This window comes from Streptomyces sp. NPDC005483 (assembly GCF_040606035.1).
Lineage (GTDB): Bacteria > Actinomycetota > Actinomycetes > Streptomycetales > Streptomycetaceae > Streptomyces.
Genome location: NZ_JBEXEA010000007.1, coordinates 31,697 through 50,619 on the forward strand (window position 1 = coordinate 31,697; position 18,923 = coordinate 50,619).

14 protein-coding genes are annotated in these 18,923 nt (G+C 70.1%); 8 read left to right on the forward strand and 6 right to left on the reverse strand.

Annotated features, from left to right (window positions below; genetic code table 11):
• The first annotated feature begins 255 nt into the window (after nucleotides 1–255).
• Nucleotides 256–3,285, forward strand: coding sequence for a family 78 glycoside hydrolase catalytic domain (locus ABZT06_RS15190; RefSeq protein ID WP_355740244.1), 3,030 nt, complete (start codon nucleotides 256–258; stop codon nucleotides 3,283–3,285).
• On the opposite strand, the gene ABZT06_RS15195 is transcribed toward ABZT06_RS15190, so the two are convergent.
• The 6 genes from ABZT06_RS15195 to rhaI all read right to left on the reverse strand — a co-directional run bounded on the left by ABZT06_RS15195 (nucleotide 3,258) and on the right by rhaI (nucleotide 10,967).
• On the reverse strand, nucleotides 3,258–3,920 hold the full coding sequence (locus ABZT06_RS15195; RefSeq protein WP_355740246.1) for an LUD domain-containing protein: 663 nt from the start codon (nucleotides 3,918–3,920) through the stop codon (nucleotides 3,258–3,260). The two genes, ABZT06_RS15190 and ABZT06_RS15195, sit on opposite strands and share 28 nt — an antisense overlap.
• Nucleotides 3,917–5,395, reverse strand: coding sequence for a LutB/LldF family L-lactate oxidation iron-sulfur protein (locus ABZT06_RS15200; RefSeq protein ID WP_355740248.1), 1,479 nt, complete (start codon nucleotides 5,393–5,395; stop codon nucleotides 3,917–3,919). Before ABZT06_RS15200 ends, ABZT06_RS15195 begins: the two co-directional genes overlap by 4 nt.
• A complete protein-coding gene (locus ABZT06_RS15205) occupies nucleotides 5,392–6,147 on the reverse strand; it encodes a (Fe-S)-binding protein (protein WP_355740250.1) in 756 nt (251 codons plus the stop codon). The genes ABZT06_RS15200 and ABZT06_RS15205 overlap by 4 nt, the downstream gene beginning before the upstream one ends.
• Before the next feature lie 72 nt (nucleotides 6,148–6,219).
• Entirely contained in the window at nucleotides 6,220–7,656 is a 1,437-nt protein-coding gene (locus ABZT06_RS15210; RefSeq protein WP_355740252.1) for a rhamnulokinase family protein, read from the reverse strand.
• Nucleotides 7,653–9,692, reverse strand: a complete 2,040-nt coding sequence (locus ABZT06_RS15215; RefSeq protein ID WP_355740254.1) for a bifunctional aldolase/short-chain dehydrogenase — start codon at nucleotides 9,690–9,692, stop codon at nucleotides 7,653–7,655. Before ABZT06_RS15215 ends, ABZT06_RS15210 begins: the two co-directional genes overlap by 4 nt.
• Before the next feature lie 114 nt (nucleotides 9,693–9,806).
• Nucleotides 9,807–10,967, reverse strand: coding sequence for an L-rhamnose isomerase (rhaI, locus tag ABZT06_RS15220; RefSeq protein WP_355740256.1), 1,161 nt, complete (start codon nucleotides 10,965–10,967; stop codon nucleotides 9,807–9,809).
• A gap of 275 nt (nucleotides 10,968–11,242) precedes the next feature.
• Here rhaI and ABZT06_RS15225 point away from each other — a divergent pair, with 275 nt between their 5' ends.
• From ABZT06_RS15225 to ABZT06_RS15255, 7 genes are all read left to right on the forward strand, one after another.
• Entirely contained in the window at nucleotides 11,243–12,760 is a 1,518-nt protein-coding gene (locus tag ABZT06_RS15225) for a sugar ABC transporter ATP-binding protein (RefSeq protein ID WP_355740258.1), read from the forward strand.
• Entirely contained in the window at nucleotides 12,757–13,797 is a 1,041-nt protein-coding gene (locus tag ABZT06_RS15230; protein WP_355740260.1) for an ABC transporter permease, read from the forward strand. The genes ABZT06_RS15225 and ABZT06_RS15230 overlap by 4 nt, the downstream gene beginning before the upstream one ends.
• Nucleotides 13,790–14,764 (forward strand): ABC transporter permease, encoded by a 975-nt coding sequence (locus tag ABZT06_RS15235; protein WP_355740262.1) that lies wholly within the window; start codon nucleotides 13,790–13,792, stop codon nucleotides 14,762–14,764. The genes ABZT06_RS15230 and ABZT06_RS15235 overlap by 8 nt, the downstream gene beginning before the upstream one ends.
• Nucleotides 14,765–14,859: 95 nt before the next feature.
• A complete protein-coding gene (rhaS, locus tag ABZT06_RS15240) occupies nucleotides 14,860–15,939 on the forward strand; it encodes a rhamnose ABC transporter substrate-binding protein (RefSeq protein WP_355740264.1) in 1,080 nt (359 codons plus the stop codon).
• 25 nt (nucleotides 15,940–15,964) lie between these two features.
• Nucleotides 15,965–16,285 carry an L-rhamnose mutarotase gene (locus tag ABZT06_RS15245; RefSeq protein ID WP_355740266.1) on the forward strand — a complete coding sequence of 107 codons (321 nt, stop codon included), beginning with the start codon at nucleotides 15,965–15,967 and terminating at the stop codon, nucleotides 16,283–16,285.
• Between the two features lie 42 nt (nucleotides 16,286–16,327).
• Nucleotides 16,328–17,752, forward strand: a complete 1,425-nt coding sequence (locus tag ABZT06_RS15250; protein ID WP_355740268.1) for a BNR repeat-containing protein — start codon at nucleotides 16,328–16,330, stop codon at nucleotides 17,750–17,752.
• A 79-nt stretch (nucleotides 17,753–17,831) separates the two neighbouring features.
• A complete protein-coding gene (locus ABZT06_RS15255) occupies nucleotides 17,832–18,857 on the forward strand; it encodes a LacI family DNA-binding transcriptional regulator (RefSeq protein WP_355740270.1) in 1,026 nt (341 codons plus the stop codon).
• Nucleotides 18,858–18,923: the final 66 nt, after the last annotated feature.

Below are 18,923 nucleotides of genomic sequence, written 5' to 3' on the forward strand. Positions count from 1 at the left end.
CGGTGTGCCACGGCCGGGCGCGCGGGCCGGTGGTGAGGCCTGCTGCTGTTGGTCGTCGTGCTCCTGGCGTGACCGTCGGCACTGCGTCCGGCGAGCATCACCCGGGGCTGCACGGACCTCTCGGAGAGATGGGCACCCCCCCTGAACGGTTTCAACGCGCGGCGCGGACGGTGGACACCCGGCGCGTTCGCCACTAGCTTCAGCCGCCGACCCAGCTGAATCGATACAACTCCGAGCAGCCGAAGGGACCCCGCCATGACCGACGGAGCCGACAGCACGAACGGCAAGGCAGGGCGCCGCACGACGGGCCTGGGGACGGCACCGGCCGCCGACGGCACCGCCGTCGAGGGCCTCACCGTGGAGCACCGCACCGATCCGCTCGGGGTGGACGCGGCGCGCCCGCGCTTCGGCTGGCGCACCGCGTCCCGGGTCCGCGGACGGCGTCAGACGGCGTACCGCATCCTGGTCGCGTCCAGTCCCGACCGCCTGGCCCACGGCCGCGCGGACGTCTGGGACAGCGGCCGGACCGATTCGGCGGATTCGGTGGCCGTGCGCTACGCGGGCCCCGGCCTGCACGCCTCGACCCGCTACCACTGGACGGTCCAGGTCTGGGACGAGACCGGCCGCAGGCTCCCCGACGCCCCGGTCGCCTGCTTCGAGACCGGCCTGCTCAGTACCGACGGCGTGACCGGCTGGGACGGCGCGAAGTGGATCAGCATGGCGGGCAAGGCACCGAACAGCGCGGGCGCGCCGCTCCTGAGAAGGCAGACGGACCTGAAGGCGGGCCGCGTGCGTGAAGCGCGGCTCTACATCTCCGCGCTAGGCGTGTACGACGCCTACGTCAACGGCCGCCGGGTCGCCGTGCCCCAGGACGGCGGGACCACGTACGAACTCCTCACCCCGGGCTGGACCAACTACGACACCACCGTCAGCTACTTCACCTACGACGTCACCGGCCTGCTGGCGGAGCAACCGCAGGTCACCCTCGCGGCGGTCCTGGGCAACGGCTGGTACAACGGACGCGTCTCCGAGAACAGCGTCTACCACTCCGAGACCGGCAACCCTCTCGCCCTGAAGGCCAAGCTCCTGATCCGCTACGAGGACGGCTCGACGCAGACCGTCGTGACCGCTCCCGGCGACGACTGGAGGGCCACGGACAGCGGCCCCCACCGTGCCGACGACCTCTACGACGGCCAGACCTACGACGCCCGCCGTGAACTGCCCGGCTGGACCGCGAACGGGTTCGACGCCTCCGCCTGGTCCGCCACCGAGGAGCACGACTTCACCACCCGCTTCCCCGCCTCCCGACTGGTTGCCTACCCGGGCGAGTCGGCCCGGTTGATGCCCGCATGGGACCGCAGCGCACAGTCGATCACCGTTTACACCGGCGGCGGCGATCTCGTTCCCGACCCCGCCCGCACGGTCGCCGATCCCCACCGGGCCGCCACCACCCACCTCACCCTGCACCCCGGCGACACCGCCGTGATCGACCTCGGCCAGAACCTCGTCGGCGTCCCCCGCTACACCCTCCGCGGCCCCGCCGGAGCCGAAGTCACCTTCGAACCGGGGGAGATGCTCAACGACACCAGCGCGGGCGCGGACGGCCCCGCGGGCTCCGTCTACCGGGCCAACCTCCGCACCGCCAGGGCCACCAGCACGTACATCCTCAAGGGTGACCCCAAGGGCGAGACCCACCAGGACTCCCTGACCTTCTACGGCTTCCGCTATGTCTCCGTCACCACGACCGCCACCGTCACCCTCACCGAACTGACCGGCAGGGTCGCCACCTCCGCCCTCCACGACATCGGCACCGTCGAGACCGACGCCCCCGACGTCAACCAGCTGATCAGCAACGTCCGTTGGGGCCAGCGCGGCAACTACCTCTGGGTGCCCACCGACTGCCCGCAACGCGACGAACGCTGCGGCTGGACCGGCGACACCCAGCTCTTCTCCCAGACGGGCCTCTACACCTCCGATACGGTCGCCTTCCTGAGCCACTTCCAGGACATCCTGATCGACTCCCAGCGCACCTACGGCGCGGACGGCGCCCAGTTCACCTGGATCGCGCCCGGAGCCCGCTACAACGAGCCGGTCCCGGCGAGCGGTTGGGCGGACTGCGGGGTCGTCGTGCCCTGGACGGTGTGGCAGATGAGCGGTGACACCACCCTCGTGGACCGCAGCTGGGACGCGATGACGGCCTACATGGACTGGATCCGCGCCCGCACCGGAGACACCTACGCTGGACAGGGCGCGATCTTCGGCGACTGGCTGGCCTTCCAGGTCACCAGCACCCAGCTCGTCAGCGACGCCTACTACGCCTACAGCGCCCGCCTCATGGCGGACATGGCCCGCGCCACCGGCCGCGGCACCGAGGCCCACGCCTACGAGGAGCTGTTCTCCCACATCAAGCGGGCGTTCATCACCAAGTACCTCGGCACCCAGGACGGCCGCCTCACCGTGCGTTCCAGCCTCGGCTCCCCGCCGCCCTGGACCCCGGGAGGCAGCCCCACCCAAACCGAGGACGACAGCCAGACCGCTCTGCTCTGGGTCCTCAAACTCGGCCTGTACGACACCGAGGTCCAGCGGCGCGCGATCGTCGAGCTCCTCGTGCAGAACATCGGCAACTCCGCCGAGTACAAGGCCGCCCACCCCGACAGCACCCGTGTCGGGTACGCAGAGAACACCCTCTCCGTCGGCTTCCTCGGAGTGAACGTCCTGGCGCCCGTCCTCACCGAGGAGGGCCAGGTGGAGCTGGCGTACGAGGTGTTGCACCAGGACGCGATGCCCTCCTGGCTGTACTCGGTGAGGAACGGAGCGACGACGGTCTGGGAGCGCTGGAACTCCTACTCCAGGGAGGAGGGCTTCGGACCGGTCGAGATGAACTCGTTCAACCACTACGCCTACGGCGCGATCATGGAGTGGATGTACGAGAGCGTGGCCGGCATCGCCAAGGACCCGGCCCACCCGGGCTTCAAGCACTTCTTCCTGCGGCCCCACCTGGACCCGACCGGCAGGATCACCCAGGTCACCGGTTCGCACCGGTCGCCGTACGGTGAGATCGTCAGCGCGTGGGCGGTGCGGGAGAGCGAGTTCACGCACCGGGTCGCGGTCCCCGCCAACAGCACCGCGACCCTGCGCATCCCCACGACCGACCCGGACACCGTGCGCGATGGGCGCACACCTCTGTCGCACGTCGGGGGAGTGACGTACCTGGGCTTCGGGGACGGTGTCGCCTCGTACGAACTCCCCTCCGGGCGCTACGAGTTGACGTCCTCGCTCGCCTGAGAGTCCACCAGTACCACCTCCAGGGTGCGCGGACCGTGCACCCCCTCGACCCGGTCCAGCTCGATGTCGCTCGTCGCGGAAGGCCCGGAGATCCAGGTCAACGGGCGTACCGGGTCCAGGCGTTCGAGGGCCTGCGGCACGGAGGAGACGACCTGGTCCGGGACCCGTACGACACAGATGTGGTGGTCCGGGACCAGGGTGATGCGGCGACGGCCCTGGTCCGGGCCGCCGTCCAGCACGATGGTGCCGGTCTCGGCGACGGCCACCGCGCACGCCGTCACCACGCTGTCGAGCCGGTCCAGTTCGTGCGAAGTGCTCTCGACCCGGTCCGGGACCTGCTCGGCGTCGGCCTCCGCCAGCCACGCCGGCTCAAGGCCGGTCGGCACCAGGACCGTCTTCGCCCCCCGGGCCGCGAGCATCCCGGCGAGCGTCGCCGGCAGATCAGCGGCCGTGCAGCGGTGCACGATCGCCCGGTAGTCCGCGAGGTTCTCGGCCAGCAGCTCCACCGTCTCCTCGACGCTCCGGTCGCCGTGCTCGCGCAGATACGCGCGCTCGATCGGGGCGTCCTCGGCCTCGCCCCGCGTATCGGCCAGCGCGCGCCGCACCCGGCCCAGGATCCGTTCCCTGCTGCTCACTTGCCGCCCTCCTTGCCGCCGTTCGTGCGCTGCCACCAGTCGCGGAAGGGCTCCGCCGGCACGGCGGGCAGATCCCGGGTGCCGCTCCACGCCTTGCCGGGACCGGGCAGGGTGCGTGGATGCAGACGCCGGGTGCGCGAGGCCGCCCGCTGACCGGTGCGCAGGACGCCGGGGTGGGCGAACGCCCAGCGGGCCGCCCGCATCGCCGCCCGCTCGGCGGCGTGCCCCTTGGCGGGCTTGAGCACCACCTTGTTGCCCTCGCGGACGACCGGCCCGCCCTCCACCACCCGCTCCCGCAGATGCACCAGCACCTCGGGGATGTCGATGGCGACCGGGCAGACCTCGTAGCAGGCCCCGCAGAGCGAGGAGGCGTACGGCAGCGAGGCGTCGATCTCGCTCGCCGTGCCCCGGAGTTGGGGGCTGAGGATCGCGCCGATCGGGCCCGGGTAGACCGAGCCGTAGGCGTGCCCGCCGGCCCGCTCGTACACCGGGCACACGTTCAGGCACGCCGAGCAGCGGATGCAGCGCAGGGCCTGGCGCCCGACCTCGTCGGCCAGGGTGTCGCTGCGGCCGTTGTCGAGCAGCACCAGATGGAAGTTCTGCGGGCCGTCCTCGTCCGTCGTCCCGGTCCACGTGGACGTGTACGGGTTCATGCGCTCGGCGGTCGAGGAGCGGGGCAGCGTCTGCAGGAAGACCTCCAGGTCCCGCCAGCTCGGCACGATCTTCTCGATGCCGACGACCGAGATCAGCGTCTCGGGCAGGGTCAGGCACATCCGTCCGTTGCCCTCGGACTCCACGACCACCAGGGTGCCGGTGTCGGCGACCATGAAGTTGGCGCCGGAGATGCCGACCTTGGCGCGCAGGAACTTCTCCCGCAGGTGCAGCCGTGCCGCCTCCGCCAGTTCGGCGGGCGTGTCGGTGAGGCCCTCGGGGGCCGGGCGGCCCCACTCGCTCATCTCGCGCACGAAGATGTCCCGGATCTCGCCCCGGTTGCGGTGGATGGCCGGGACGAGGATGTGCGAGGGCCGGTCCTTGCCCAACTGCACGATCAGCTCGGCGAGATCGGTCTCGTAGGCGCGGATGCCCGCTGCCTCGAGGGCCTCGTTGAGCCCGATCTCCTGCGTGGCCATCGACTTGACCTTGACGACCTCCGACTCACCGGTCATCTTGACGAGTCGCGTCACGATCTCGTTGGCCTCGTCGGCGTCGGCGGCCCAGTGGACGGTGCCGCCCGCCGCCACGACCGACTCCTCCAACTGCACGAGATAGCGGTCGAGATGACGCAGCGTGTGGTCCTTGATCCGCTTGCCCGCCTCGCGCAGCTCCGCCCAGTCGGAGACCTCGGCGACGGCCTTCGCCCGCTTGGCGCGGATCGTGTGCGTGGCGTGGCGCAGATTGCCGCGCAGCGTCTTGTTGTTGACGGCCTCGTGCGCGGCCACGGGGAAGGCCGGCATGCCTACGAACGTTCCACTCATGCGGCCGGCTCCTCGTCCGTGCTCGCCAGGATCTCCGCGATGTGCACCGGCCGCATGCCCGACTCCAGCCGGCCCATCGTGCCCCCGATGTGCATGAGGCACGAGTTGTCGGCCGCGCACAGCACCTCCGCGCCCGTCGACTCGGCGTTGCGCACCTTGTCCGTGCCCATCGCCGCCGAGACATCGGAGTTCTTCAGCGCGAACGTGCCGCCGAAGCCGCAGCACTCGTCGGCGCCCGGCAGCTCCTTGAGTTCGAGCCCCTTGACCGCCTGGAGCAGCCGCCGGGGCCGGTCACCGAGCCCGAGGCCACGCAGTCCGTGACAGGTCGGGTGGTACGTCACGGTGTGCGGGTAGTACGCCCCGACATCCGTCACCCCCAGCACGTCCACCAGGAACTCCGTGAGCTCGTACGTCTTCGGCACCACGGGCGCCAGCGTGGCCGCGAGACTCTCCCCGCGCCCCTCCGCCCGGGCCCGCTCGCCCATCCGCGGATACAGCTCCCGCACCATCGCCCCGCACGATCCGGACGGCGTCACGATCGCCTCGTAGTCCCGGAAGACATCGGAGAAATGCCGGGCCAGCGGTTCCGCCTCGTGCCGGTAGCCGGTGTTGTAGTGCGCCTGCCCGCAGCAGGTCTGGGACATCGGGAAGTCGACGTCCACGCCCAGCCTGGTCAGCAGTTTCACCACAGCGCGCCCGGTGTCCGGATAGAGCGTGTCGTTGACACAGGTCAGGAACAGGGCGACACGCATCGCGGCTCCTTGTGGTCGATCATCGGATGAGTGCAGCGTAGCCGGGGGGCGAGCTCCGGGGGGAGACCCTGGTCAGGCCCCAGCGAGCCGGGTCTGGGCCTCGCGCCAGCGCGCGGTGTCGCCCTGCGGCTCGTACCGGGTGAGCGGCTGGGTCCGGGTGAGCAGCTCACGCCCGCCCGCGAGGTCCCCCACCAGCCCGTGGGCCCGCGCCTGGACCAGCACGTTCCCCAGCGCCGCCGCTTCGGTCGGCCCCGCCACCACCGGCAGCCCGCAGGCGTCGGCGGTCAGCTGGCACAGCAGGGCGTTGCGCGTCCCGCCCCCGACGACGTACACCACGTCCACGGGGTGGTCGGCCAGCCGCTGCGCCTCCTCGACCGCCTTGCGGTGGGCCAGGGCCAGCGAGTCGAGGATGCAGCGCGTGACCTCGGCGGGGGAGGCGGGCACCGGCTGCCCCGAGGCACGGCACGCCTCGGCGATCCGCTCCGGCATCCGGCCCGGCGCGAGGAACACGGCGTCCCCCGCGTCCACCACCGACCGCAGCGCCGGCACCTTGGCCGCCTCCCGGAGCAGCTCGCCCAGGTCAGGGTCGCCCCAGGCTCGTACGCACTCCTGGAGCAGCCACAGCCCCATGATGTTCCGCAGGTAGCGGACCGTACCGTCGAGCCCCAGCTCGTTGGTGAAGTTGGCGGCCCGGCTCTCCTCGGTCAGCACGGGCCTGTCGAGCTCCAGCCCCGCGAGGGACCAGGTGCCGGTGCAGATGTAGGCGAACCGCTCGCCGGACGCGGGCACGGCGGCCACCGCGGAGGCGGTGTCGTGCGACCCGACGGCCGTCACCGGCACGGGTCCGCGCAGTCCGGTCTCCTCCAGCACCTCGGGCCGCAGCAGCCCCGCCGGATCACCGGGCTGCCGCAGCGGCGCGAACAGCTCCAGGTCGATCCCGACCCGCTCGGCGATGTCGTACGACCATCCGCGCGTGCGGGGATCGATCAGCTGGGTGGTCGAGGCGTTGGTCAGCTCGGTGCCCTGCACGCCGGTCAGCCAGTACGTCAGCAGATCGGGAATGAGCAACAGGCGCCGGGCTCCGGCGAGTTGATCGGCCACGAGCTGGTACAGGGTGTTGAAGGGCGCGTACTGCAAGCCCGTCGCCGCATAGAGATCGGGCGCGGGCACGGTCGCCCACACCTTCTCCGCGACCCCCTCGGTGCGGGAGTCCCGGTAGTGCACCGGGTTCCCGAGCAACGCCCCGTCGGCGTCCAGCAGTCCGTAGTCCACGGCCCAGCTGTCGATGCCGACCGAGTCGACCTGCCCCGCCGCCTTCAGCCCGTCCAGGACACCGCCGTACAGCGAGAGGATGTCCCAGCGCAGGCCCTCCGGGACCCGGACCGGCCGGTTCGCGAACCGGTGGGCCTCGGACAGCTCCAGGCTGTCGGGGCCGACGCGGCCGACCATGACCCGTCCGCTGGACGCGCCGAGGTCGACCGCGGCGTACGACTTCACGGACGCGCTCATCGCAGGAAGGCGGCCGCGACGCCGGCGTCGACGGGGACGTGCAGACCGGTGGTGTGGGTCAACTCCCCACCGGTCAGCGCGAAGACGGCGTTGGCGACGTGCTCGGGGAGCACCTCGCGCTTGAGGATGGTCCGCTGGGCGTAGAACTCGCCGAGCTTCTCCTCCTCCACGCCGTACACCGCGGCCCGCTTGGCGCCCCAGCCGCCGGCGAAGATACCGGAGCCGCGCACCACGCCGTCCGGGTTGATGCCGTTGACGCGGATACCGTGCTCGCCCAGCTCGGCGGCCAGCAGCCGCACCTGGTGCGCCTGGTCGGCCTTGGTGGCGGAGTAGGCGATGTTGTTGGGGCCGGCGAAGACGGCGTTCTTGGAGGCGATGTAGACGATGTCGCCGCCCAGCTTCTGCGCGATCATCACCCGGGCCGCCTCCCGCGACACCAGGAAGGAACCGCGCGCCATGATGTCGTGCTGGAGGTCCCAGTCCTTGGCGGAGGTCTCCAGGAGCGGCTTGGAGATGGAGATACCGGCGTTGTTCACGACGAGGTCCACCCCGCCGAAGGCCAGCACCGCGGCCCTGAACGACTCGGCGATCTGCTCCTCGGAGGTGACGTCGACGGTCACGGCCACGGCCTTGTCGGGCCCGCCGAGCTCCTCGGCGACCGCGGCGGCGTTCTCGGCGTTGAGATCGGCGACGACGACACACGCGCCCTCGGCGACCAGGCGCTGCGCGATGGCCTTCCCGATGCCACTGCCGGCACCCGTCACGAGTGCGACCCGGGTCGCGAGCGGCTTGGGCTTCGGCATCCGCTGGAGCTTGGCCTCCTCAAGGGCCCAGTACTCGATGCGGAACTTCTCCGACTCCTCGATGGGCGCATACGACGAGACCGCCTCGGCGCCCCGCATCACGTTGATCGCGTTGACGTAGAACTCACCCGCGACCCGGGCGGTCTGCTTGTCCTTGCCGAAGGAGAACATGCCGACTCCCGGGATCAGCACGATCGCCGGGTCGGCGCCGCGCATGGCGGGGGAGTCGGGCAGGGCGTGCCGCCGGTAGTAGGCGGCGTACTCCTCGCGGTACTCGGCGTGCAGTGCGTCGAGCCGCGCGACGGCCTCCTCCAGCGGAGCGGTGGGCGGCAGGTCGAGAACGAGCGGCCGCACCTTGGTCCGCAGGAAGTGGTCGGGGCAGGAGGTGCCGAGCGCGGCGAGCCGCGGGTGCTCGGCGCGGGACAGGAACTCCAGAACGGGCTCGGAGTCGTTGAAGTGCCCGACCTGCGGCTTGTCCTGGGAGGCGAGGGCGCGGACGTACGGCGCGAGGGCGGCTGCCCGCTCCCTGCGCTCGCCCTCGGACAGGGCGCCGTATCCCTCGACGACGGGCCCGAAGGGCTCGGCCTTGCCGCGCTCCTCCAGGAACTTCTCGGCGGTCCGGATGATGTGCAGCGAGTTCTTCTCGCACTCCTCGGCGGCGTCACCCCACGCGGTGATCCCGTGCCCGCCGAGGACGACCCCGATCGCCTGCGGGTTGGCGGCCTTGATGGCCGCGATGTCCAGTCCCAGCTGGAACCCGGGCCGCCGCCACGGCACCCAGGCGACGGTGTCCCCGAAACACTCGGCGGTCAGCTTCTCCCCGTCGGCGGCACAGGCGAGCGCGATACCGGAGTCGGGATGCAGATGATCGACGTGCGCGGCCTCGACGAGCCCGTGCATGGCGGTGTCGATGGAGGGAGCCGCGCCCCCCTTCCCGTGCAGGCAGTAGTCGAACGCGGCGACCATCTCGTCCTCGCGCTCCACACCCGGGTACACGTCGACTAGCGCCCGCATCCGGTCGAGCCGCAACACGGCCAGTCCCGCCTCGGTGAGCGTCCCGAGGTCACCCCCGGACCCCTTGACCCACATCAGCTCGACGTCACCCCCGGTGACGGGATCGGTGTCGGAGCCCTTGGCGGACGCGTTGCCTCCGGCGTAGTTGGTGTTACGGGGATCGGAGCCAAGCCGACGGGAACGGGCGAGCAGGGCGGCGGCTTCGGGATGGGTTGCCATGAACTTCCAGTCCTTACTGCAAAGAGGGTGATTGTTCTTCCCTAGGGGCGCGGGGAACTGCGCGACCAGCCACAACCGGCCCGCACCCCGCATACGACAGATCCCGGCAGACGCTTACGCCCCCCACCCGGCCTGCTCCCCGCCAACCCGCTCAGCCACGATCTTCTCGGCCCACCCGGACCGCTTATACGCAGCGATCGGATTCGCGTCCAGCCCCATCTCCTCACGCACCTCCGCAAGCAACGGCCGCACATCCGTGTTGTACGCGTCCATCAACACCGCGTTCGCCTCAAGAACGTCGCCGGAAGCCTGCGCAGCGGACAGCGCTTCCCGGTCGACCAGCAGCGCCTTCGCCGTCGCCTCCTGCACGTTCATCACCGACCGGATGATCGCCGGAATCTTCGCCTCGATGTTGTGGCACTGGTCGAGCATGAACGCCACGTCGGGCGTGAAGCCACCGCCACGGATGACCTCGTACATGATCCGGAACAGCTGGAACGGATCAGCCGCCCCCACCATGAGGTCGTCGTCGGCGTAGAACCGCGAGTTGAAGTCGAACCCGCCGAGCTTCCCCTCCCGCAGCAACGTGGTCACGATGAACTCGATGTTGGTGCCGGGAGCGTGGTGCCCGGTGTCGACGACGACCTGCGCCTTCTCCCCGAGCTTCAGGCAGTGCGCGTACGCCGTCCCCCAGTCCGGCACGTCCGTGGAGTAGAACGCCGGCTCGAAGAACTTGTACTCGAGCAGCATCCGCTGCCCGTCGCCCAGCCGGTCGTACACCTCGGAGAGACCTTCGGCGAGCCGGTCCTGCCGGGCCCGCAGATCGTCCTGGCCGGGGTAGTTCGTACCGTCGGCGAACCACAGCTTCAGGTCCGTGGACCCCGTGGCGTCCATGATGTCGACGCACTCCAGCAGGTGATCCAGCGCCTTCCGCCGCACGGTGGCGTCCGGGTGGCAGATGCTGCCCAGCTTGTAGTCGTCGTCCTGGAAGGTGTTGGAGTTGATGGCGCCCAGCTGCACGCCCCGCTCCTCGGCGAACTTCGCGAGCGCCGCGTAGTCCTCGACCTTGTCCCACGGGATGTGCAGGGCGACGGTCGGGGCCACCCCGGTGAACGCGTGCACCTGCGCCGCGTCCTCCAGCTTCTCCTGCGGTGTACGCGGTACGCCCTGCTGGGCGAACACCTTGAAGCGGGTTCCCGAGTTCCCGTACGCCCACGACGGCGTCTCGACGGCCTGGGTCTTGAGAGCGGCCTTCACCGCGGCGAGCTCGGTCACTTGAGGGCTCCTGTGACGTCGGGTCTTGAGGGCTGTCCGAACTGGTTCTCTGTGAAACGATTCAAGACGGGAAAGTATGGGGACCTCGCGGGGGTGTCAACCCCTGCGACCAAGGCTGTTGCCCGTGACCCCCCTGTGACCTGAGTCCATCGAAACTTTTTCGACACGAACCCATTGACGTGACATGCGCTCCATGCCTAACGTCCCGGCAACCAAGTTGAAACCTTTCACGACGCCGTGAGGGCCGTCCCGCCGGCGTCGTCGAGGAGCCCCCAATGACCCACCCGTCCACCACGGGTCCGGCCCCGGTTCTCGCGCTCAGGGACATCTCGAAGTCCTTCGGCGCGGTTCGCGCCCTGCGGGACGTCTCCCTGGAGCTGTTTCCCGGGGAGGTACACGCCCTCGCCGGCGAGAACGGCGCGGGCAAGTCGACCCTCATCAAGACCCTCGCGGGAGTGCACCGGCCGGACACCGGCCAGGTGCTGCTCGACGGTGAGCCGGTCGTCTTCCATGGTCCCGGTGACGCCCGCGACGCCGGCATCGCCGTGATCTACCAGGAGCCCACACTCTTCCCCGACCTGTCGATCGCCGAGAACATCTTCATGGGCCGCCAGCCCCGGCGCGCCCTCGGCCGGATCGACCACAAGGCCACGCACACCGCGACCCTGGCCCTGATGCAGCGCCTCGGGGTCGAGCTCGACCCCGACCGCCCGGCGCGCGGCCTGTCCATCGCCGACCAGCAGATCGTCGAGATCGCCAAGGCGCTGTCCTTCGAGGCCCGCGTCCTGATCATGGACGAGCCCACTGCGGCCCTCACCGGCAGCGAGGTGGCCCGCCTCTTCGGCGTCGTCAAGGCGCTCCGCGAGCAGGGCGCCGCGGTGCTGTTCATCTCGCACCGCCTCGAGGAGATCTTCCAGATCTGCCAGACGGTCACCACCCTGCGCGACGGCGCCTGGATCTCCAGCGAGCCGATCGAGGGCATGACCGAGGACGACCTGGTCCGCCGCATGGTCGGGCGCGACCTCGACGAGCTCTACCCCAAGCAGGACGTACGCCCCGGCGAGGTCGCGCTCACGGTGAGCCGGCTGACCCGGGAGGGCGTCTTCACCGACGTCTCGTTCGAGGTCAGGCGAGGCGAGATCGTCGGCCTGGCGGGGCTCGTCGGCGCCGGCCGTACCGAGGTCGCCCGAGCCGTGTTCGGCATCGACCGCTGGGACGCCGGCGAGGTCGCCGTGGACGGCAGGGCGCTGGTCAACGGCGCCCCGTCCACCGCGATGGCCGCCGGCCTCGCCCTGGTCCCCGAGGACCGGCGCGCCCAGGGCCTCGTGATGGACATGTCCATCGAGCGCAACATCGGCCTCACGGGACTGCGCACGACCGTCAAGGCGGGCCTGATGGACCGCGGCGCCGAACGCAGCCGCTCCCTCGACTGGGCCGTCAAGCTCCAGGTGAAGTACGCCCGGATCGCCGACACCGTCAACACGCTGTCGGGCGGCAACCAGCAGAAGGTCGTACTCGCCAAGTGGCTGGCCACCGGCCCCAAGGTGCTCATCGTCGACGAGCCGACCCGTGGCATCGACGTCGGCACCAAGGCCGAGGTGCACCGGCTGCTGAGCGAGCTGGCCGCCGACGGGGTGGCCATCCTGATGATCTCCTCCGACCTGCCCGAGATCCTCGGCATGGCCGACCGCGTGCTCGTGATGCACGAGGGCCGCCTCACCGCCGAGATCCCCCGCTCCGACGCCACCGAGGAAACCGTGATGGCCGCAGCCACCGGGAGGGCCGCCGCATGACGGTCACCACCCCTCAGCAGGCCCCTCCCGCGGAGGTGCCCAAGGCCGGTGCCACCCGGCTCGTCGACCGCGTTTTCAAGATGCGCGAGCTCGCCATCCTGCTCGTCTTCCTGGTGATGATCGTCGTCACCCAGATCGGGAACAGCGACTTCCTCACCGAGCAGGGCATCAAGGACCTGCTGCTGAACGCCACGATCCTGGTGCTGGTCGCCACCGGCCAGTCGCTGGTCGTCATCACGAGGAACGTCGACCTCTCGGTCGGCTCCATCCTCGGGATCAGCGCCTTCGCCGCCGGCACGTATCTGCACGGCGGCGGGAACCCCGTCGTGGCGATCGTGCTCGCGGTCCTGCTCGGCATCGGCTTCGGCCTGCTCAACGGCCTTCTCGTCAGCCTCGGCCAGGTACCCGCGCTGGTGGTCACCCTCGGCACGCTCTACATCATCCGGGGCATCGACTCCATCTGGGTCGGCTCCCGCCAGATCACGGCGGCCGATCTCCCGGACGGCTTCGTGAACTTCGGCTCCGGCGGCATCTCCGCGGTGCCCTGGCTGGCGCTGATCGCGCTGGCGGTGCTCATCGCCACCGCCTACTACCTCAAGCACTTCGGCAGCGGACGCGAGCTGTACGCGCTCGGCTCCAACCCCGAGGCCGCACGGCTCGCCGGCATCCCGGTGCGCAAGCGGATCCTGGCCGCGTACACCTTCTGCGGCGGCCTCGCAGGACTCGCCGGGGCGATGTACCTGGCCCGGTTCGGCAACGTCGACTCCGGCACCGGCACCGGCTACGAACTGACCGTCGTCAGCGCGGTCGTGGTCGGCGGTGTCGTCTTCACCGGCGGCTCCGGCAGCGTCTACGGCGCGGCGCTCGGCGCCCTGCTGCTGACCTCCATCAACAGCGTGCTGCCCGCCCTCGGCGTCAGCTCGGTCTGGGTGCTCGCCATCAACGGCATCCTGCTCATCCTCGCCATCGCGGTCGACCGCGTCGTCGCGCTGCGCGTGGCCTCCGCCCTGAAGAAGAGGAACGCCCGCCATGCCTGAGTCCCTCAGCCGTGCGATCCGCTGGGACACGGTGGTCGGCACGCTCCTGATCGTGGTCCTGCTGCTGTCCTTCGGCACCGTCGACGGCTTCGGCAACGCGCTGAACCTGTCCTTCCTGATCGGCAACACCCTGCCGATCGCACTGATCGCCCTGCCGATGACCATGCTCGTGGTCTCCGGTGAGATCGACCTCTCGGTCGCCTCCACCGCCGGCCTGTCCGGCGCCGTGATGGGCGCCCTGTGGAACCAGGGCCTCACGATCGAGGTGATCATCCCGATCTGCCTGCTGCTCGGGGTGGTCTGCGGGCTGGTCAACGGCCTGCTCGTCACCCGGCTCGGCCTGCCTTCGCTCGCCGTCACCATCGGCACCCTCGCCGCCTACCGGGGCATCGCACAGATCGTGCTCGGCTCCGACGCGGTGACCGACTTCCCCACGCAGTACCTGGACTTCGCGGCGGGCCGGGTCGGCGACACGTTCATCCCGCAGGCCTTCCTGCCCTTCCTCGTCCTGCTCGCGATCGCCGTGGTCGTCCTGCACGCCACGCCGTTCGGGCGGTCGGTGTTCGCGACCGGCGCGAGCGAGGAGGCCGCGCGGTTCGCCGGCATCCGGGTCAAGCGCCAGAAGCTCATCCTGTTCACGGTGACGGGCCTGATGGCCTCGCTCACCGGCATCTTCTGGGCGCTGCACTACGCCAGCGCCCGCTACGACAACGCCACGGGACTCGAACTCTCCGTCGTGGCGGCCGTGTTGCTGGGCGGCATCGACTTCGACGGCGGCAAGGGCACGCTCGGCGGCGCGATCGCGGGAGTCTTCCTCCTCGGCGCCCTGCAGAACGTGATGAGCCTCCAGGACGTCTCCGCCCAGTCCCAGATCGTCGTCACCGGCGTTCTGCTCGTCCTCTCCGTGCTCGGCCCGCGGGTCGCACGGCAGATCTCGGTTGCGAGGGCGGCACGCTCCGCTGGATAGGCCGTATGTCAGCTGCCGGTCCGTCGTGGCTGGTCGCGCAGTTCCCCGCGCCCCTTGGGCGCGTCTCAGCTCACCCTCGTTCAAAGGAAACCGTCATGCGTAAGTCATCGCTCCGCCGTGCCTGCGCGGCCCTCGCCGCCGGCACCTCCCTCGCCCTCGCGCTCACCGCGTGCGGCGGCACCACCAAGAAGGACGTGCAGGACGAGGGCGCCTCGGCGGCCTCCACGGCCAAGGCCGACCCGAACGCGGCCACGAAGAAGGGCCTGACCGTCGGCTTCCTGCCCAAGCAGGTCAACAACCCGTACTTCACCTCCGCGGACAAGGGCGGCGAGAAGGCGCTGACCGAACTGGGCAGCAAGTACAAGGAGGTCGGCCCGTCCAGCGCCACCGACACCGCCGGGCAGGTCTCCTACGTCAACACGCTCACCCAGCAGCAGGTCAACGCGATGGCCGTGTCCGCGCAGGACCCGGGAGCCCTGTGCACCGCCCTCAAGCAGGCCATGTCGAACGACATCAAGGTCGTCACCTACGACTCCGACACCAAGCCGGAGTGCCGCAACGCCTTCGTCTCGCAGGCCTCCGCCGAGGACCTGGGCCGTACCGAGGTGCAGCTGCTCGCCGAGCAGATCGGCTACAAGGGCGAGATCGCGATCCTGTCCGCCGCCCAGACGGCGACGAACCAGAACACCTGGATCGACTTCATGAAGGACGAGCTGAAGGGCGACAAGTACAAGAACATCAAGCTCGTCAAGGTCGCGTACGGCAACGACGACGCCCAGCAGTCCTTCCAGCAGACCCAGGGCCTGCTCCAGCAGTACCCGAACCTGAAGGGGATCATCTCCCCGACCACCGTCGGCATCAAGGCCGCCGCCCAGTACCTCTCCGGCTCCAAGTACAAGGGCAAGGTCAAGCTGACCGGCCTCGGCACCCCCAACGACATGCGCAAGTACGTCAAGAACGGCACCGTCGAGGCGTTCGAGCTGTGGGACCCGGCGAAGCTCGGCGCCCTGGCCGCGCAGACCGCCGTCGCCCTGTCCTCCGGTCAGATCACCGGCAAGGAGGGCGAGACCTTCAAGGCCGGCGGCACCACGTACGCCATCGGCAAGGACGGCGTGATCAGCCTCGGCAAGCCGACCGTGTTCGACGCCAAGAACATCGACCAGTTCAACTTCTGATCTCCCGTCGAAGGAGCGGTACTTCATGCAGCGCGTCTGTTTCCTCCTCAAGGTCCGTGAGGACCGGCTCGCCGAGTACCGCGAACGCCACGCCGCCGTGTGGCCCGAGATGCTCGAAGCGCTCTCGGCCACCGGCTGGCACAACTACTCGCTCTTCGTGCGCGAGGACGGCCTGCTCGTCGGCTACCTGGAGACCGAGGACTTCGAGGCCGCCAAGGCCGGTATGGAAGCCACCGAGGTCAACGCCCGCTGGCAGGCCGAGATGGGCGAGTTCTTCGAGTCCCTCGACGGAGCCCGCCCCGACGAGGCGATGAAACCGCTCACCGAGGTGTTCCACCTCGCCTGACCCCTCCCCGTAAGGCCTCATCAGGACCGCAGGAGCCGCTCCATGAGAAGACGCACGCTGCTCGCAGGTGCCATCGTGTCCGCCATGTCCACCTCCGCGCTCACCGGCGGTACCGCCCGCGCCGCCGACCCCGGTCCCTCCGTCACCCGGACCGGCACCACCACGCTCGACAGCCAGGCCGTCTTCTTCGTCTCCTACGACGGCCTCGTCAACAACAACTCGTTCCAGAAGAACGGCCTGCTGACCTACAAGGGCTACCAGTACGCCGTCTGGTACACCGCCGACAAGAACGCCGTCGTCGGCCGCCGCGTCCTCGGCGGGAGCACCTGGTCCACCGTCCAGGTCGGCCACACCCTCAAGACCAGCGACTCCCACAACGTCATCTCCATGGGCGTCTCCAAGGTGGACGGCCGCCTCCACCTCAACATGGACTCGCACAGCGACGGCTTCACCTACGTCAAGTCGGTCGCGGGCCTCATGGACAACCCGGCAGGGCTGAGCTGGACCGCGGCCCGCTTCGGCGCACCCCAGTCCACCCTGGACGGCCTGGCGCTGACGAGTCAGTTCACCTACCCCCAGTTCGTCTCGACCCCCGACGGCAAGCTCCAGCTCAGCTACCGGGCCGGGATATCGGGCAACGGCCGCAACGCGCTGGCGGAGTACGACGGTTCGGCCTGGACCAACCTCGGCGAGTGGTCCGCCTCCACGGGCACCTACACCAGCGAGCACGGCTCCTCGACGGCCCGCAACATGTACCTGCACGGCATCGACTACGACCGGAACGGCCGGCTGCACTCCTTCTTCACCTGGCGCGAGCAGAACGGCGCCGTGATGTGCAACAGCGGCGGCATCACCAACCACGACACCGGCTACGTCTACTCCGACGACCGCGGCCGCACCTGGCGCAACAACGCGGGCGCCGTGGTCGGCACCACCGGCGGCTCCGACACGGTCGCCGTCACCGACTCCGGCCTGGTCGTCGACGCGCTGAACCCGGACCACTCCCTGATGAACCAGGAGAGCCAGTTCACCGACTCCACCGGCCTGCCGCACGCGATCATCAGTTACGTCCCCGGCCGCTTCGGCCAGTGCACCACGAACTACGTCGCCGACCGCACCGCCAACGGCCGCGCCTTCCACGTCCGCAAGAACTCCTCGGGCACCTGGCAGAAGACCGAGATCCCGGTCGTGCTCGGCTCCAGCCAGCGCACCAAGCTGATCCTGGACAAGTACGACAACGCCTACGCGGTCTTCCCTTTCGGCCGGATCGCCGCCGCCTCCAAGGCGTCCGGTTACACCGACTGGAAGATCCTCTTCGACGGCAGCGGCCTCAACGCCTTCGGCGAGGTCGTGATCGACGAGATGCGGATCGCGCAGGACAACGTGCTGTCGTTCATGTACCAGGAGAAGTCGAGCGGTACGACCCCCTCGGCGCTCCACGTGGTCGACTTCGCGTTGCCCGCCTGATCGTGACCGGTGTGGGGGCGGCTCGACGATAATGTGAAGGTCGTCCTGCCGCCCCCCTCTTCCTGGAGGTCCTTGCCCGATGGCCCAGTCGGTGGGTATCAAGGACGTCGCCCGCGCCGCCGGAGTCTCCGTCGGCACGGTCTCGAACGTCATCAATCGTCCGGACTCCGTCGCCACCGAGACCCGGGCGCGCGTCCTGTCCGCGATAGACCGGCTCGGCTACGTCCGCAGCGAGTCCGCGCGTCAGCTGCGCGCGGGCCGGAGCCGGATCATGGGTCTGCTCGTGCTCGACATGGGCAACCCCTTCTTCGTCGACGTCGCGCGCGGCGCCGAGCGGGCCGCCCGCGAGGACGGCCTCGGCGTGATGGTCTGCAACAGCGCTCAGAGCGCGAGCGAGGAGGCGGAGTACCTGTCCCTCTTCGCCGAGCAGCGGGTGCGCGGCGTCCTGCTCACCCCGACCGACGCCTCAGGCCGCAGCATCGAGTCCTTCCGCCGTCACGGCATCCCCTTCGTGCTCGTCGACCGGGTCGCCGAGGGCACCACGGAGTGCTCGGTCTCCGTCGACGACGTCGCGGGCGGCGCGCTCGCCGTACGCCACCTCGTGGACGCCGGGCACCGCTCCATCGCCTACGTCAGCGGCCCGCCCGGACTCAACCAGGTCCGCGACCGCCGCACCGGCGCCCTCAGCGCCCTCGCCGAGGCGGGTCTGGGCCCCGGCAACCTGCGCGAGCTGCCCACCGAACGGCTCGACGTGGCCGCGGGCCGGGACGCCGGCGCCCGTCTCCTCGGCCTCGCCGACCGCCCGACCGCCGTGTTCTGCGCCAACGACCTGCTCGCCCTCGGCGTCCTGCAGGCCATGTATGCGGCCGGGGTCACGGTCCCCGACGACCTCGCCATCGTCGGCTACGACGACATCGAGTTCGCCGCCGCGGCGGCCGTCCCGCTCACCTCGGTCCGTCAGCCCGCCGTCACGATGGGCGCCCTGGCCGCCGAACTGCTCCTGGAGGAGACGGAGGCGGAGACCACCGGCAAGCGGCACGAGCACCGCCGGGTGGTGCTCCAGCCCGAGCTGGTCGTGCGGCGCTCCAGCCTGGCCGCCCGCTGACCGGAGAGTCAGTAAGATTTCATGATCGAAGGGGTCGGACGGCGGACGAACATGTGCTGAACTGGG